The 16,945-nt window shown below is 37.1% G+C and carries 19 protein-coding genes; 15 read left to right on the top strand and 4 right to left on the bottom strand.

Annotated features, from left to right (window positions below; genetic code table 11):
* Positions 1–90 precede the first annotated feature (90 nt).
* From rplM to LKF16_RS11885, 4 genes are all read left to right on the top strand, one after another.
* Positions 91–534, top strand: coding sequence for a 50S ribosomal protein L13 (gene rplM, locus LKF16_RS11870; RefSeq protein WP_291471207.1), 444 nt, complete (start codon positions 91–93; stop codon positions 532–534).
* A gap of 13 nt (positions 535–547) precedes the next feature.
* Positions 548–940, top strand: a complete 393-nt coding sequence (gene rpsI / locus LKF16_RS11875; RefSeq protein ID WP_291471206.1) for a 30S ribosomal protein S9 — start codon at positions 548–550, stop codon at positions 938–940.
* A gap of 506 nt (positions 941–1,446) precedes the next feature.
* Positions 1,447–1,767: a DsrE/DsrF/TusD sulfur relay family protein gene (locus LKF16_RS11880; protein WP_291471204.1), complete on the top strand. Its 321-nt coding sequence runs from the start codon at positions 1,447–1,449 to the stop codon at positions 1,765–1,767.
* A 23-nt stretch (positions 1,768–1,790) separates the two neighbouring features.
* Entirely contained in the window at positions 1,791–2,363 is a 573-nt protein-coding gene (locus LKF16_RS11885) for an SOS response-associated peptidase (protein ID WP_291471203.1), read from the top strand.
* A gap of 51 nt (positions 2,364–2,414) precedes the next feature.
* Here the strand turns inward: LKF16_RS11885 and LKF16_RS11890 are convergent, their stop codons facing one another.
* A complete protein-coding gene (locus LKF16_RS11890) occupies positions 2,415–3,401 on the bottom strand; it encodes a zinc-binding dehydrogenase (RefSeq protein WP_291471201.1) in 987 nt (328 codons plus the stop codon).
* A gap of 209 nt (positions 3,402–3,610) precedes the next feature.
* On the opposite strand from LKF16_RS11890, the gene LKF16_RS11895 reads away from it, so the two are divergent.
* The 7 genes from LKF16_RS11895 to LKF16_RS11925 all read left to right on the top strand — a co-directional run bounded on the left by LKF16_RS11895 (position 3,611) and on the right by LKF16_RS11925 (position 9,367).
* Positions 3,611–4,654 carry a phosphate/phosphite/phosphonate ABC transporter substrate-binding protein gene (locus LKF16_RS11895; protein ID WP_291471200.1) on the top strand — a complete coding sequence of 348 codons (1,044 nt, stop codon included), beginning with the start codon at positions 3,611–3,613 and terminating at the stop codon, positions 4,652–4,654.
* 19 nt (positions 4,655–4,673) lie between these two features.
* Complete coding sequence (gene phnC / locus LKF16_RS11900; protein WP_291471198.1) at positions 4,674–5,432, top strand: phosphonate ABC transporter ATP-binding protein; 759 nt, start codon at positions 4,674–4,676, stop codon at positions 5,430–5,432.
* Positions 5,429–6,232: an ABC transporter permease subunit gene (locus LKF16_RS11905; RefSeq protein ID WP_291471196.1), complete on the top strand. Its 804-nt coding sequence runs from the start codon at positions 5,429–5,431 to the stop codon at positions 6,230–6,232. Before phnC ends, LKF16_RS11905 begins: the two co-directional genes overlap by 4 nt.
* The gene (locus tag LKF16_RS11910) at positions 6,229–7,095 is read left to right on the top strand and encodes a PhnE/PtxC family ABC transporter permease (RefSeq protein ID WP_291471194.1); all 867 of its coding nucleotides are present in this window, start codon (positions 6,229–6,231) and stop codon (positions 7,093–7,095) included. The genes LKF16_RS11905 and LKF16_RS11910 overlap by 4 nt, the downstream gene beginning before the upstream one ends.
* 13 nt (positions 7,096–7,108) lie before the next feature.
* The gene (gene phnX, locus LKF16_RS11915; RefSeq protein ID WP_291471192.1) at positions 7,109–7,897 is read left to right on the top strand and encodes a phosphonoacetaldehyde hydrolase; all 789 of its coding nucleotides are present in this window, start codon (positions 7,109–7,111) and stop codon (positions 7,895–7,897) included.
* Positions 7,898–7,901: 4 nt separating this feature from the next.
* Positions 7,902–8,999, top strand: a complete 1,098-nt coding sequence (phnW, locus tag LKF16_RS11920) for a 2-aminoethylphosphonate--pyruvate transaminase (RefSeq protein WP_291471191.1) — start codon at positions 7,902–7,904, stop codon at positions 8,997–8,999.
* Between the two features lie 110 nt (positions 9,000–9,109).
* Complete coding sequence (locus LKF16_RS11925; RefSeq protein ID WP_291471188.1) at positions 9,110–9,367, top strand: hypothetical protein; 258 nt, start codon at positions 9,110–9,112, stop codon at positions 9,365–9,367.
* 62 nt (positions 9,368–9,429) lie between these two features.
* On the opposite strand, the gene LKF16_RS11930 is transcribed toward LKF16_RS11925, so the two are convergent.
* On the bottom strand, positions 9,430–10,302 hold the full coding sequence (locus LKF16_RS11930; RefSeq protein ID WP_291471186.1) for a DegV family protein: 873 nt from the start codon (positions 10,300–10,302) through the stop codon (positions 9,430–9,432).
* A gap of 214 nt (positions 10,303–10,516) precedes the next feature.
* Here LKF16_RS11930 and LKF16_RS11935 point away from each other — a divergent pair, with 214 nt between their 5' ends.
* A complete protein-coding gene (locus LKF16_RS11935) occupies positions 10,517–10,762 on the top strand; it encodes a hypothetical protein (RefSeq protein WP_291471184.1) in 246 nt (81 codons plus the stop codon).
* A gap of 67 nt (positions 10,763–10,829) precedes the next feature.
* On the opposite strand, the gene LKF16_RS11940 is transcribed toward LKF16_RS11935, so the two are convergent.
* The gene (locus LKF16_RS11940; protein ID WP_291471182.1) at positions 10,830–12,248 is read right to left on the bottom strand and encodes an amino acid permease; all 1,419 of its coding nucleotides are present in this window, start codon (positions 12,246–12,248) and stop codon (positions 10,830–10,832) included.
* Between the two features lie 543 nt (positions 12,249–12,791).
* On the opposite strand from LKF16_RS11940, the gene LKF16_RS11945 reads away from it, so the two are divergent.
* From LKF16_RS11945 to LKF16_RS11955, 3 genes are all read left to right on the top strand, one after another.
* A complete protein-coding gene (locus tag LKF16_RS11945) occupies positions 12,792–13,109 on the top strand; it encodes a hypothetical protein (RefSeq protein ID WP_291471180.1) in 318 nt (105 codons plus the stop codon).
* A gap of 99 nt (positions 13,110–13,208) precedes the next feature.
* A complete protein-coding gene (locus LKF16_RS11950) occupies positions 13,209–13,667 on the top strand; it encodes a MarR family winged helix-turn-helix transcriptional regulator (protein WP_291471178.1) in 459 nt (152 codons plus the stop codon).
* A 115-nt stretch (positions 13,668–13,782) separates the two neighbouring features.
* The gene (locus LKF16_RS11955; protein WP_291471176.1) at positions 13,783–16,026 is read left to right on the top strand and encodes a M13 family metallopeptidase; all 2,244 of its coding nucleotides are present in this window, start codon (positions 13,783–13,785) and stop codon (positions 16,024–16,026) included.
* Positions 16,027–16,063: 37 nt separating this feature from the next.
* Here LKF16_RS11955 and LKF16_RS11960 read toward each other — a convergent pair whose 3' ends face one another.
* Entirely contained in the window at positions 16,064–16,777 is a 714-nt protein-coding gene (locus tag LKF16_RS11960; RefSeq protein WP_291471174.1) for a DUF5067 domain-containing protein, read from the bottom strand.
* Positions 16,778–16,945: the final 168 nt, after the last annotated feature.

Here is a 16,945-nt window from a genome sequence, read left to right on the forward strand (position 1 = left end):
AAGTATAGTTGTACCTGGTATTGTTTGCCCCACGATAAGCCCCGGAATCTTATTGAGTGTCAAACAGACAATGAACTTGGAGGAAAACAAATGCGTACAACACCATTAGCAAAAGCAAATGAAGTTGATCGTAAGTGGTATGTAGTTGATGCAACTGACGTCGTATTAGGTAGATTGTCATCAGTTGTTGCTGCTATTCTTAGAGGTAAGAACAAGCCAACATACACACCTAACGTTGATACAGGTGATAACGTTATTATCATCAATGCAGAAAAGACAAGATTAACAGGTAAGAAAGCTAAGACAAAGATCTATTACCACCATACAAATCACCCAGGTGGTATTAAGAGTATTAGTGCCGGACAAAAACGTGAAGAAACACCAGAACGTTTTGTTGAAGATTCAATTCGCGGCATGTTGCCTCATAACACACTTGGACGTCAACAACTCAAGAAGTTGCATGTATATGCAGGTCCTGAACATGACAACCAAGCACAAAATCCAGAATTGTTGGATATCAACAAACTAATTTAAGGAGGAAAACATTTTGGCAGATGTATTTTATGCTGGAACAGGCCGTCGTAAAGACTCAGTTGCACGTGTTAGATTAGTTCCAGGAAACGGTAAAATTACTATCAACAAACGTGATGTCAAAGATTACATTCCTTTTGACAATTTGATTGCTGATATGAAACAACCTTTAGATGTTACTGAAACAGCTTCAAACTATGACGTTATTGCTAACGTTAACGGTGGTGGCTTCTCAGGACAAGCTGGAGCAATCCGTCACGGTATTGCAAGAGCATTACTTGAAGCAGATCCAGACTTCAGACCAACACTTAAGAGTGCAGGATTCTTAACACGTGACCCTCGTATGAAGGAACGTAAGAAGCCAGGTCTTAAGAAAGCTCGTAAAGCTTCACAATTCTCAAAACGTTAATATACAAATCTCAAATATTACATTTTGTACACCTTCCACTTGTGTGGGGGTGTTTTTTTTATACTCTAGCTAAGCACCTATGGTGCATAGCTAGAGTAAACGGCGGAGCGTGCAACGGAGTGGAGCCGACGGCGATTCCATGCATTTTCTTTGAGTAAAGAGTGCATAGCAGAGTAAACGGCGGAGCGTGCAACGGAGTGGAGCCGAGGGCGATTTCATGCATTTTTTTGACCAAAGAGTGCATAGCTAGAGTAAACGGCGGTTAGGCACTCTTAGCATGGAGTGCTTAGAGTGCTTTACGGCGAGGTTCGAAGAACATCGGCGATTCCATGCCTTTATTAAGAATCTAGACATTATTTTCATTTATTACTTTTTCAATCAAAGTTTTTACCAAGTACCAAAATCATTTTCTGAATTCGCTTCCAATCCATTAGTTTTTTCCATGAAAATAAGATAGAATGAAGTTGTGAAAAAATTATCTATTTATTTATATGGAGGAATATATAATGAAAATTGGGATTCTTTTAGAGACTAAGGAACACGAAAAGGCTTGGAATGCATTTAGATTTGCTAATACCGCTTTAGGCAAGGGTAACGATGTAAAAGTATTCTTGATGGGTGAGGCTGTTGAGATCGAGGACATCAAGGATGATAAGTTTGACGTTGTTGATATGATGAACCAATATACAGAAGCCAAGGGTGAAATCCTAGCATGTGGAACCTGCATCATGTCACGTCATTTGGAAGATAAAACACATTGTCCAATTTCAACTATGGTCGACTGTGTTGAAATGGTTGAATGGTCAGACAAGACAGTCACGTTCTAGATTAATATAATAGGAGAGTCAGTATGTGCGGAAGATTTATGTTTGAGCCAGATGAAAATCCGATGATCGAACGCATTTTTGATCTGGCAGTTTCAGGGGGATTTAAGCCAAAGACTGGCGAAGTTTTTCCGACAGATCAAACTGCGTTGATCGTACCCGGACCTAAGCAAGTCCAAGTAGTTTCCATGAAATGGGGATTTCCAGGATTTAAGTCAGGTCAAACAATTATCAATGCTCGTTCGGAAACTGTTATGCAAAAGTCGATGTTTGCGTCAGCGTTTCAGAAAAATCGCTGCGTTTATCCCACAACTGGCTTTTTTGAATGGAATAATAGCAAGCAAAAGTATCGCTTTAATTATCAGACAGAAGCTGAACCGCTATTTATTGCTGGTTGCTTTAATTATTTTGATGAAGTGGCTCAAAGCGTGCTACTGACGACGAAACCCAACGAATCTATGATTCAGATACATGACCGGATGCCTTTGATCCTGGCAAAAAATCAAATTAATTCCTGGATTTATGATGATCGATTTGCTAAACAATTCTTGTCAGCATCTATGCCGCAGTTAACATCAGTAAATGTAAATAGTAACTAATCAAAAAGCAGGACTGAAAAAAATTCAGTTCTGCTTTTTTAGTATATAAAATTAAAAAGTTGCAATTATTTTTCCAGATATTTTTCGGTCCAACAAATCCTTTAAACCTGATGGAATCTCATCAAAATCAATGGTTTTAGTAATAATCGAATGAAGCTTTTTAGTGGCTAATAAGTTGCCAAGTTTTTCAGCCATAACTGCCAGGTCGTCAATCTGAGATAGGTTGTTATGTTGATGAGCACCACCTAGATTAACGCTTAGCACGCTCTGACCCATTGCACTTAAGTTATAGTCATCTAGTTTAGGTTCTCCAACAATCGTCATTAGAGCACCATTATAAGCTAAACGAGCTAAATCCTTTTGAGCTTCTTCAGGTCCCACTGTATTAACAATCAAATCTACACCAACTCCATCAGTCAATTCTAAAATCTTCTGAGTTGTATCTTCGGTTTTGTAGTCGATGATGTGATCAGGTTTAAATTGTTTTACCCAGTCGATCTTATGAGTCGAAACTGTTGTAAAAACTTTTAATTGAGCTATTTTCGCCAGTTGGATAGCAATACTGCCAACGCCACCAGCTCCAGCATGGATCAAAATCGTCTTTTTACCAGTCAGATTCATTTTGCGATGGATGGCAGAATAGGCAGTCATGCCGTTGCAAAGGACTGAGGCAGCTTCTTGATATGAAACAGAATCAGGGATTTTGGCAACGCAACGATAGTTAGTTTTAGCGTATTCAGCAAAACAACCGTCCTTTGACAGATCACTATGATAGAAGACTCGGTCTCCTAGTTTGAAATGTTTAGGATTAATTGATCCAACTTTGATTACTTCTCCCGCTGCATCCAAGCCTAGGGTATGCGGGTATGTCCAGTTGGGATGATGGCCGCTAACCAATTTGAAATCCACAGGATTTAATCCTACGGCATGCAATTTCACTAAAATTTCATCTTCATGTATGTCAGGAATAGCGAGATCCTGAATTTTTAAACCATTAATTTGCTTAATTTCCGGTGTAGGGATAACTAATGCCTTCATTGAGAGTGCCTCCATCATGTTTGTTAACACCATTCTAACGCAGTTGTACCAACGGATGTGGCAATTGTAAAGCTAATGTAAAGGAAATATATAGCGAAATCTTTACAATGTGTTGGAATCTTTACATTTAATAAACAACGAATATACATTCACTTGCTAATCTATTCTATGTTCTAAAAAATTGTTATAGGAAAGTTGGTAAGTTTCATATGAAAAAAGGGCGGTTTTTAACGGTTTGTTTAGGGGTAATGTTAATGGCCTTATTAGGTGGTACATTAGCAGGATGCTCAGGAAAGAATAGTTCAGCGAGTGGCAGCAGCGACTCAAAGAAAATTTCTATTGTATTTTACCCAAATGAATCTGCAAAAGACTACTTAGCTTCACGTAATGAGTTGAAAGCTAAATTAGAAAAGGCAACTGGTAAGAAAGTTGATATTAAGACAACTACAGATTACAACGTTGCTATTGAAGCAATCGCATCAGGTAAGGCTCAATTAGCATTTATGGGTGCTGATGGTTACATCAAGGCACGTGGTTTGAACAAAGCAGTTGCACCTCTTCTAACAGAATCAGGTCCAGATGGTACATTCAAGGGAGCAAGTTACCGTTCATACTTGATGGTTCCAGAAGATAAAGCTGACAGCTACAAGAAAGACGGCAAGTACAGCATTGACGGAATCAAAGGTAAGAAGATCTCATTCGTTTCAGCAAGTTCAACATCAGGTTTTGCAATTCCAACATACGAAATTCAAAAAGAATTCAAGCTTAAGAATAAAGATGCTTTCTCAGAAAGCGGCAAGTTCTTCAGCAAAGTACTTTACGGAAACTCACACCCAGGTTCAGCAGTTAACTTGTTGAAGGGTGACGTTGACGTAGCGGCATTTGATGATATTGATCTAACACCATTTATGAAAGTTACATCAGGTAGTTACTCAGAACCAGGTTCTAAATTCACAGTTCGTGAAGATGCAGCAGCACCATTCACAGACTTCCACGGCAAGAGTGTTGTAAACATCTCAACATTGCCAGTTCAAAATGGACCACTTGTAGCAAATACAAAGACTCTTAGTGCTAAAGATCGTGCAGCAATTCAAAAGTTGTTCACATCTGACGAAGTATCAAACGATCCTAAGTTGTTCGCAAAAGATGGTTCAAAACAAGCAGCATTGTTCCACAAGAAGGGACCTAAGTCACAACTACTTAAGGTTGATGACAACTGGTACAAACCTACTCACGAATTAATCGGTAAATAGTAAATAGGGGGGCATTACGATGCTGGAAGTAAAAAACTTAGCGAAGAGTTACCAAAAGGATAAACCAGCCTTGACTGATATTTCTTTTAAGATTGATCCGGGTAATTTTGTAGCAATCATTGGCCCATCAGGGGCAGGTAAAACTACAATTCTTAGAAGTCTTAATCAACTTATTAAAGATGATGGAGGCGAGATCCTACTTGATGGCGAAGATATTAGATCTGCCAACAAGAAGGAATTAAGAAAATTACGCCGTCAAATCGGAATGATTTTCCAAAACTACAACCTAGTTGAAAGATTGACTGTTTTAGAAAACGTTCTTCATGGTCGACTCGGATACAAGTCAACACTTTCAGGCGTAATGGGTCGTTATACTGAAGCTGAAAAACGTGAAGCACTTGATCTATTGGATAAGGTTGGATTGTCAGATTTTGCACTTCAACGTTGTTCAGAATTAAGTGGTGGTCAAAAGCAGCGTGTTGGTATCGCCAGAGCATTGATTCAACATCCAAAAGTTATTTTGTGTGACGAACCAATTGCATCTCTTGATCCAGCTTCTGCTCAAAATGTGATGAAGTTGTTAAAAGACTTAACTGAAGAATACAACATCATTTGTATTGCCAATTTGCATCAGATCGATCTTGCAAAAGAACACGCTGATCAAATCATTGGTATTCGCCTTGGTCAGATGGTCTTCAACGATACTGCTGATAAACTAACTCCTGACGTGATCACGGAGCTTTATGGAACATCAGCAAATAAGGAGCTAGCACAATGAATCCATCCAAATTATCATCAGCTAGCTACTTAGGCAAAAAACGCTTGATTCAATCAGGCGTTTTAGCCTTAGTTGCTGCCATTTATTTCGTTGGCTGCTATATTTTGAAATTCGACACCATTCAAGGATTGATGTCGATTCCGACAGCATTTTCTTGGTTAGCGGTTAATTTCCAACCAACTCAAAATTCGATGTCGTATTTGCCTCAAATAATGTCTAAATTATTTGAAACAGTTTTGATGTCGATCGCATCTGTAGTAGTTGCTGCAGTGATTGCAATTTTCTTTGCAATCTTAGGTTCAAAGGTAACTGGAATCAATAAATTCATGCAAATTTTAGTTCGTGGTATTGCATCGTTTTTTAGAAATATTCCATTGGTAGCTTGGGCAATGATCTTGCTTTTCTCCTTCAAGCAAAGTAACTTCACTGGATTTCTAGCCTTGCTATTAATGACAATCGGATTTTTGATCAGAGCTTTTATGGAAATCATTGAAGATGAAGCTGGCGAAGCTATGTTGGCTCTTAAAGCAACAGGTGCCAGTTATTATCAAGTGATTTTTCAAGCAGTTATTCCACAGATCGTACCTAGTTTGATTAGTTGGATCTTGTACATGATTGAAAATAACGTTCGTGATGCCACGTTAGTTGGTATTTTAACAGGTACAGGAATCGGATTTATCTTTGACCTGTATTATAAGAGTTTCCGTTTTGATGCAGCAGGGATGACTGTTTTAGCAATCATTGTTGTCGTAATCGCCTTGGAGACACTTTCGAACCAAATTAGAAAGGTGATCTTATGATTTCAAAAGAAGAAGCAACTCCTATCATCCAACGACCATCATTTCAAAATGATCCACAATCTAAAAAAATTAAATTACACAAAACTACTGCCTCAACTTGGATGATCCATTCAGTTTTTATCGCTTTAGTTTTGATAACTATCTACACACTTGCAACTCTCAATACAGAGAACGTCAAAATGGCTGATGCATTTCATGGCCTAATGATGACTCTTAATCAAATGTTTTTCCATCCAAATGCTGGTTCAGACGGATTTCTAGTCTTACTTGAAGCATTAGGTGTCAGTGTCATCTTGGCAATTCTGACAACGATTATTGGAGCTGTAGTAGGATTCTTTCTAGCAGTTCTGGCATCAAGAAATTTAACTAACGCATATTTGGGTGCAGGAATACGAGCCGTCATGGCAATCGTACGTGCAATCCCAACTATCCTTTGGGCATTGATCTTTTCTATCGCTGTTGGCTTAGGTCCGACAGCTGCAATTCTTGGACTTAGTTTTCATAGTGTTGCGTATTTAACAAAGGCATATTCGGAAAGTATCGAAGAAATCGATCCTTCTATTATTGAAGCCTTGAAAGTTACTGGATGTAAATTCTGGACCATAGTTTTCCAAGCTATCTGGCCAACAATAATTCCTTCCCTAGTATCTTGGACATTTATTCGTTTGGAAATTAATTTTGCTAATGCTGTTGCGGTTGGTGCTGCGGCTGGTGCAGGTGGTATCGGATATCAACTTTTTGTTACAAGTGGTTTGAGTTTTGATTTCCACGAAGTTGGTTACATCGTTTATATGGTAATTATTGTTACGATGCTTTTGGAATTTATCGCAGTTAAATTAAGACAACATTATTTAAGTAAGTAGAGGAGTTTTAAATATGATTGAAGCTGTTATTTTTGATTGGGCCGGTACAACGGTAGATTACGGTAGTTTGGCACCAGTAGTTGCTTTTAAAGCGGCATTTAATACCAAAAATATTTTTCCCACTGATGATGAGATCAGACAATTCATGGGGATGTCTAAATGGGATCACATTGGAGAGATGTTGAAGCTTTCAACAATTCGTCAACAATGGATCGAAGAATATGATGCAGAACCAAATGAAGACGACCGCAAAGAATTATACACAATGTTTGAATCTGCATTAATGGCACATTTGGTCAAAAAAACTGAATTGAAACCTGGTCTGTTAGAGACTGTTCAATTTTTGAATGAATCAGACATTCGTGTAGCCACGACAACTGGTTATACTCCAAAGATGATGGATGCAGTCCAACAAGGTGCAGCCTCACTAGGATATCGTCCTGAAATCGTTTTAACATCTGCAGATGTCGACAACAACGGACGTCCTGCTCCTGACATGATCAACAAGATCATGGGCGAATTTGGAATTGAAAATTCACAAAACGTACTTAAAGTTGGCGACACTTTGGTAGATATCGAAGAAGGTCAAAATGCCAATGTTAAGACAGTCGGAATCATCGAAGGCAGCAGCTTGATGGGGCTCACTGAAGATGAGTACAACAATCTTTCTGTTGAAGAACAAGAACTAGCCTGCGAAGCAGTTCGTCAACAATTTGAGTCTGTTGGAGCTGACTTTGTGATCAATAATTTGTCAGATTTATCAACAATTGTTAAAAGTCTAAATCAACTAAAGGAAATGTAGAATAATGGAAAATGAATATTTATTGCTTACACCAGGACCATTAACAACTAGTGCGACGGTTAAAAAGGCTATGAATCGCGATTACTGTACCTGGGATGACGATTATAAGAAGATTACGCAATCGATTCGTTCTTCTCTCTTAAAAATCGCCCAAGTCGATCCCGAAAAATATACTGCTGTTCCAATTCAAGGAAGTGGTACATACGGAGTCGAATCGGTCATCAGTTCAATTATTCCTACAAACGGTACTTTGTTGATTGCAATGAATGGTGCATACGGCGAAAGAATTGGCCAAATGGCTGATGTTTATGGCATTGATCATGTGGACCTTAAAGTGGATGAACAACAACCAGTTACAAAAGAATTGGTGGAAGCTGAAATCAAAGCTCATCCTGAGATCACACACTTTGCGATGATTCACTGTGAGACAACAACTGGTATTCTTAACCCAATCGAAGATATTATTCCTTGGGTCAAAGCTCAAGGAATCGTTACTATCGTTGATGCGATGAGCAGCTTTGGTGGAATTCCAATTGATGTTCAAGGTTTAGAAATCGATTTTCTGATCAGTAGTACTAACAAATGTATTCAAGGTGTTCCAGGTTTTGCATTTGTGATTGCAAACAAGATGATCTTAAATGGAACTCGCGGATATGCTAGAACTCTTTCATTAGATCTATTTGCACAGTATGACGAAATGGAAAAAGACAATGGTAAGTGGCGCTTTACGTCACCAACTCACGTTGTTCATGCATTTGCTCAGGCTTTAACTGAATTGGAAGTTGAAGGCGGAGTAGAGAATAGATATCAACGTTATCAAGACAACCAACGTCAATTATCAGCAGGTATGGATAAATTGGGCTTTAAGCAATTGATTGCTGATCAATGGCAATCTCCAATTATTACATCTTTTAGATATCCGACTGAAGATTTCAATTTTGCTGAATTTTATCAAGCATTAAAAGCAGCAGGATTTGTGATCTATCCTGGTAAGATTTCGGTTGTTCCAACATTTAGAATTGGAAATATCGGTGAGGTATACTCACAAGATATTACTGATTTATTAGACGCAATCGCTAAGATTTCAGCGACTACTGTCTAGTATAAAGAGCATCAATGATCACAACGTCATTGATGCTCTTTTTGTTTTGTAATGAAATGAATTAATTTATATGCTAAAATGTTCACAATTGGTTTCAATTGGAGGATTCTATGGCAGATTTAAATGAACAATCAACAGTAAAATTTACAAAGAATAATTTTTTAACAGTTTATCCAGCATTTTTGCATAGATTCTCACATATGAGCATTGATCAGCAGGACTTTATCATTGCTGATCCAACGATTGAAAAGTTATATCGCGAACGTGAAAACCACGGTGAGTTAGACTTAGATTTTGACAAGGCTAATGATGAACAAGTCGAAGATCAAGTAAACGATTTGATTGAAAAATTTAACGATGCAAAATAAAAACAGTAATCAATAATTGTTCAAATTAGTGATTACTGTTTTTTTATAATATCGGAATAATTTTATTTATCAAAAACTTCTTCTGACCAACCTAAAACATAAGTATTGTTTCCTAGGTGAGCACCAATTACTGGACTGATCTGACCAGTTTCAATAGTTAAGTCAGGATATTGTTTGGACAATCGTTCTTTCCATTTTTCCATGGAGTCAGCGTTGTTTGTACCAGTTAGAAACATTCTTAGTTTGTAGTCAGTATTTTTACGATGTTCCTCAAATTCTCCCTCGATAAAGTGCAGAGCACGATGCATAGTTCTGATCTTATCAGTTGCAACAATCTTATGCTCGGGATTGTTCATCGTTAGGATCGGCTTGATTCTGAGCATGCTTCCAGCAAATGCGGCCGCATTAGTGAGACGACCACCATGAACAAGATTTTTAAGGTCGTCAACGACGAAATACTCACCGATGGTCCGTTTTTGACTGTCGACCTTAGCAAGTATCTCATCGACATTTTCACCGTCATGGGCGAGTTTAGAAGCGTACTTGACTAAGTATCCCATTGGTTGAATGGATAAGAATGAATCAACGGCATGGACTTTTGGTCCCGTATAATCATTCAAAGCAGTTACAAGGTTGTTGTAAAAGCCAGTGATACCACTAGTGATATGAATGCTGATGATTTCGTCATATCCTTTGGCAGCAACTGTGTCGTAAAAATCAAACATTTCTTGCATTGAAGGTGGAGCAGTAGTTGGAAATTCTGGTGCGGTTGCTAATTCTTTATAAAATTGAGCATCAGTAATATCTACCCCCTCATGGTAGAACTTACCGTTTAGCTGTACTTCGAAATGAACTAAAAAGACGTTGCCTAATTCAGCAAGATCTTTATCGCTTAGCCCTGAAGTACTATCAGTGACAATTGCAATTTTACTCATTGTTGATTCTCCCTAATTGATTTGATCCCCGTAAAACGTTGCTAAATACTCTTAATTTGGACCAGAATATATAGCAAAATAATTTGTATAAGTCATAAAAAAATTACCATTGAAATGGCGTACTGTCAAACTTCACTTTAATTTATAATTTGAGATAAACATAAGTACTAAATTAGTATTGATGATGATATAATTTCCCAAAAGGAGGTCCAAAATGTTAACACTTTTGGCAGCAAATTCAAACAGTGGCACAGCCCTGTTAATTGCAGTTTTAGTCGCAGTATTTGTCATTTTATGGCTACTTTTTAAAACAGTCGGATTCATTTTCCGCCATCCCATTGTTGGTATTTTATTAATACTATTTGGGATTCTTGGACTTTGGAACTATGCCATCATCGGTATCGGAGCTTTAGTTGGTGGGATAGTCTTTCTGATTATTTCCTATTTCTTCAACCAGTAAAATATGACACAAAAAACGATCAATTCTTTTGAATTGGTCGTTTTTAAATTGATTCGATTTTTTCAAATTATTTATTTTGTTTATTCATCACTGAATGTTTCCGCGCATATCCGAAGTAGACGCACATGCCGATAGCAAACCAAATAATGAATCTTAGCCATGTTTCCCAGTTAAGTCCGGCAACAAGGGTCAAACAGAAGATGATTGAAATTAATGGCGTGAATGGAACACCAGGTGCTTTAAAATCACGTTTGATCTCTGGGTGAGTCTTCCGCATCCAGATGATACCAGCAGAAACTAAGATAAAGGCTGTTAAAGTACCGATATTTACTAGTTCGGCTAAAATATTCAAGTTAATAAAGCCAGCGGCAATTGAAGTAATAATGCCAAAGAACCAAGTACCCTTTAATGGTGTTTGGTGACGAGGACTTACAGCACCAAAGAATTTTGGAAATAGTCCGTCACGAGACATTGAGTAAGTGATTCTTGATTGTCCATAGATTTGGACCAAGATCACAGTGGTCATACCTAAAATTGCTCCTAGACTGACGATCATTGACAACCAGCCTTGTCCAGTTTTTGCTAGGACGGCAAGAATTGGAGCATCAATATATTTAGCAAAAATAGGATACTTAACGACACCAGTCATAGTTAACGACATTGCAATATACAAAACTGTGGCGATAGACAATGAAAGCATGATACCTCTAGGTAGAGTTTTACTTGGGTTGACAGTTTCCTCAGCACTTGAAGATACTGAGTCAAATCCAATAAACGAGAAGAAACAAATTGATGCAGCAGGGATGACACCTGATGCTACGCCCTTATGGAAACTATAAATACCATAAGGAGTAAATGGACGCCAGTTACCAACTTTGACATACCAAACGGTACATGTCAAAAATAGTACGATAACACCTAATTTAATGATGACCATTGTATCGTTGATTCTCTTGGTTTGGTTAATACCCATAGAAACGATTGTCGTAATTAGAATGATGATACAAAATGCAGGTAAATTAAATACGGTCGTAACTCCGGGTGTAGTACCAGGGGCAGCGGTCAGGATCTTAGGAATATGAATACCGAAATTAGCAATAAAGTTATTAAAATAGCCTGACCAACCTGCAGCAACGGTTGAGGCACCTAAGGCATATTCAAGCAATAGGTCCCAACCAATAATAAATGCAACAATTTCACCAAATGAAATGTATGAATAAGTATATGCTGAACCCGCTACTGGAGCCATTGAAGCAAATTCTGCGTAACATAAGCCAGCAAAGCCACAGCAGATAGCAGCAATCAAGAAAGATAAGGCAAGTGAAGGACCAGTAGTTAAAGCACCTTTACCGGTTAGAACGAAAATACCTGTACCGATAATATCACCAATACCTAGGAAGGTAAGATCCCAAGTGTGTAGTGTTCGTTTTAAGGGAGATTGCTGAGCCAACAGATCGCTTATCTGTTTTTTTCTAAACAAATCCATATAAAACACCACCTTTATTTATTAATTGCCTTATTTTAAGAACATTCTTGTAATTATTACTATTATTTAGAATTGATCATTCCGTTAGCTATAAACGTTGATATAACAACGATTCTAGCTATGCAAGCGTAACTATCAAAGAAGTTTTTACCAAAATAGGAATTAATGTTAAGTAATGTTTAAATTTGATTAACCAGCTATTTATCAGTATTTCAAACTATTTTTAATTGGTGATTAAAAAAAAACAAACGGATTTATATTCATGCAAAATCACTGTCTAGAAATTGTAATCAAGGTGTATCTAAATTAAAAAAAGTTAATATAATTAGAAAGATTTTTTTCATAAATGGACCGAATGGAGATTATTTGAAAAAACTAAAAAGTATGCGTTTTCATTGGTATGAAAAGGATTGAGTAGCTTTCTGTAATAATTTATACTAAAGACAGTGGCAATGAATTATTAAAATTTTTTTTAACAATTCCTGACACAATATTAATAAATATATATGAAATAATATGGAAAAATGGTTAGGAGTAGTAGCGATGATAAACTTAACAGTCAGTGATGAAAAATCATTAAACCAAGCTATTTCAGCAAAGGTAAATAACTTACAAGTTACCGATCAAGCTTTTGAGATCTGCAAAGAGGCTCTTGACAACTCTGCCACAGCAAGCAACCGTTTGGCTGCTTCAAATAAACAACGTACTTTTGATAATTTATATAAACGAATGCGCTTAGCTATGAGAGGTAAGAACAGTAAGAAGAGAACGGAATTGCAAAATCAAATCACCAGTCAATATATGATCAAGCAAGTCCCAAATAACAACATTTATGAATTGATTAGAGATACATTAGTATAATTAGATGCGACCAAACCTGAAACCAGCTTTGGTCGTATTTTTTTGCAATTTTACAGATTCTTCAGAAAGTGACAAAATGTATTCAGGAGAATAAATATTATGAATGAAATTTTGAACTTGCTAAAATTATTCGTTTCTCAGTATGAACAATCTGATATGGGGAAAATTGGGATCCTGCAGCAGACGACAGATGCTGAATTAAAAAAGATCATTTCACAATTAGATCCACGTGAGTTACAGATTTTAGGATTGTTTGAGATCAATACGGATGTCTCGTTAAAGGAACTCCCAAACTCGATTGGAGTTTCTCAAGCATCTGCTTCACGAAGTGCAAAAAAGCTTGAAGATCTCGATTTAGTCGTCAAGCACAAGACTGAGTTGAATAATAAAGAGTGGCTTCTAGCCTTAACTGAGACAGGTAAACAAGTGTCTGAAATAAAAATTCGAGCTGATCAAAAGCATCAAGACAAGCTTAATGAGATTGCCAAAAATTATTCTGCTGAGCAACTTCAAGATTTAGCTGATATTTTGCGACAAATTATTCAAGTAGACGATTGATTTTCACGATAGGTTCAAGTTAAATACCCCTAAAATTAAGTAATCATTATATTTATGTGATTCCATTGCTAAATTTGTTGATTTGGTTGAAAATATATTTAATGGGGGAAATATCATGAAAATCCAAAATAAATTTTTAAAAGCTACCATGTTTGCAGCAGTATTGTTAGGTGCTACTGTAACTACTCAAAATGTTAAAGCAGACGACGTTTCTGACAAAGATAACGACACTAACAATCTAACTACTCCCGTTAATAATCAGAAAATTTATAACGGTTTTACCGGAACAACTGAAAGTCAGGATTCTTCCGTGCAGGCGACCGTCAAAGATTCTAATGCTTCACATTCTTCTGCTAATGTCACGAGCGATGTTTCCTCAAATACTGAAAATACTCAAACTGATTGGTCAAATACTAGACAATTTAAGCCACAAAATGATTATTATCAATACACAAATCACGCATGGTTAACTTCAACAGATGTTAACAAAGACAAACAAGATCAAGGTACCATTCTATCAACTCAACAAGATGTAAATTCTCAGGTTCAAAATAAGTTTGAAAACTACTTGAACGGTACCGAACATACGACAGATCCGACCATGCAAAAAGCAATCGATTTCTATCATCTATACATGAGTCAAGGATATACAAGTATTCAGCAAGTTAATCAAGCTGCTACCAAGGGAATCGTCAAACAGCTTCAGGAACTGGATGGACTAGGTGACATTTATGAATTGAGCGACAATTTGAATCGTTTCCTTCAAAACGGAGTTACTCTGCCTATCGGTGTCAAAATCGATATTGACCAAGTTAATCCAAGCTTACGTGCATTGTATTTTTATGGAGCAGAGCCACTCTTATTGGATGACAATGGCGATGTTTCCAATAGCTATTCCGAATCTCAAGATACGATTGGTTCATTTCTTACCCAAGCTGGTTATGATATGTCTAACATTGAAAGTATCATCACCAATACGAAAAAATTCGATCAAATTTTGGCAAAGTATCAAACTAAAGAAGATTTGATAACAGACCATTTACAGGCTAATTACAAGGGCGACGGTATCAATCGCACGACTGGTTACTTACCTGTAAATTACGTTAACTTTTCCAATTTGAGCTCCTTTATTGATATTGATAAGTTCATTAACGAGAGTACTGGAACAACACCGGGATACGTTTTTGAAATGACTCCTAGTTTTTACAACAATATTAATGAGATCTTAACGCCTGAAAACTTCCAGTTGATGAAAGCTTGGATGATCTCAAATTATATTTTGAATAGCAACGTATATTTGAATCAATTGTCAGCTGGTTTTCCAACTGTAGCAAATGAAACTACTGAACAATTTAATCAGCGTCTAGGTTACTACTTGACCAAGAATGCTTTTTCAAATGAATTCAGTAAATATTTTGGGGATGTCTTGTTAAATCAGGAGACTCGCAGTGCTGTGAACGATATGGCTAAAAATATTGTTTCAGCTTATCAAAGTGAAATTTCCGAAAGTAGCTGGCTTAGTGCAGCCTCTAAGCAGGCGGCCATCAATAAATTGAATAATATCAAGATCAATGTCGGCTATCCAAAGGATTCATATTCGTTTTACAACACGGTTTCTGTACCAACGACGGGGGATTTCTACCAGACTTATCGCAATATCATGTCTGCTAGATCGTATCAACCATTCCTTGATTACAATAAGCCGGTTGATCGAACTGAATGGGGCAGTTTATCCAGTCTTGATGTTAATGCACAGTATTCAGCCTCTCGTAATGCAATTTTTATCGGAACAGGTATTATTCAAAGTCCATTTTTTGATGTATCTCAAACCGATTCCCAAAATTATGCTGGACTCGGTACAATTATTGGACATGAGTTGAGTCATGCTTTTGATCGTAATGGTTCGCTCTATGACGCAAATGGATTGGTTCATAATTGGTGGTCGAATGATGATTTTCATAAATATCTAGAAAAAAGTGATCAAATAATCAAAGAATATGACCAACAAACCTTTGAGACAGTTGCCTTAGATGGCGAAAACGTTGCTAACGAAGCTCTAGCTGACAACGCTGGATTAAATGTTTCTGAGCGAGCCTTAGCTCAAAAGGGCAACGCTAACTGGGATCAATACTTTAAGGCATACGCAGCCGTTAATCGACACAAGTACTATATTGATAGTCGTCAAACTACGGCAAGATTGAATAAACTTGATGCTATCAAGAGTGATCCGCATGCACCATTCCCAATCAGAGTAAATGTTACTTTACGGGACAATACGTTATTTGACCAAACTTATGGCGTTAAATCGGGCGATGGAATGTATAAAGGTCCAAGTACTAGATTTGATTTCTGGGCATAATAAAGGGCGTTACAACTAAGTTGTAACGCCTTTTTGCTTACGATAATTTAAATGGTTGCATCGTACTTAGATCTTGATGAGTTTGAATATTCTTGAAGTACATATTTACATCTGTACTGTCGTCGTTGACTTTGACGAGCAATGCGCCATCGAATGAATCGCCAGGTTTGACTTCTGTTAGGTTGCTACTATTGACCATACCAGCGTAATCGCCATCACCACCAGTAGGGATGAGCACTTGATCATTTTGCTTAAGGATCATGTTTTCCGATTGAACTTTTTGTGGGATTTGATTGTCCTTAGTTTTGTTAGTGTACGTATATTTGATCAATAGGGCAGAAGCGCCAGTCGAATCCTTGACTAGTTTGACATCATTTTTGATTTTGAATTCAAAATCATCAGACTTGTAATCAAGATTGTTATAAGAGCCAGTATTTGAATAAGTCTTAGCATCTGACTTTTTATCATCAGATTTGGCCTTTGAATCTTCCTTTGCAACTTGTTGACTCTTGGCACTCTTAGTCTTTGATGATTTCTTCTTTGTCGATTTGCTGGAACTTACATTTTCAACTTTGTTTGGATCTCGCTGGGCATCATTTTTGTGAGTGTTTCCAGCACGCCAATATAAAATACCGCCTATAATAGCTATGAGGATGACCGCAAGTGTGATTATGAACGGTGCCTTTTTGTAAAAAGGACGATGTGTTTTACGATATTGGCCACGTGTCATAGTTGGCTTTTGATTGTCCATAGTACTCTCCCATCAGATATGTGTATACCTACTAATGATAACTCTTTATAGTCCATATTATCATATTTCTTTATTCAAAATAATTCACTAAAAGTTGAGTAATTTATTTTCTCAAAAACAGGTGAAAAGTATTGAACAGATTTTTTAAAAGTGGTATAAATATCTGGT

Origin of the sequence: Companilactobacillus sp., from assembly GCF_022484265.1 — a bacterium.
Classification (GTDB): Bacteria; Bacillota; Bacilli; order Lactobacillales; family Lactobacillaceae; genus Companilactobacillus.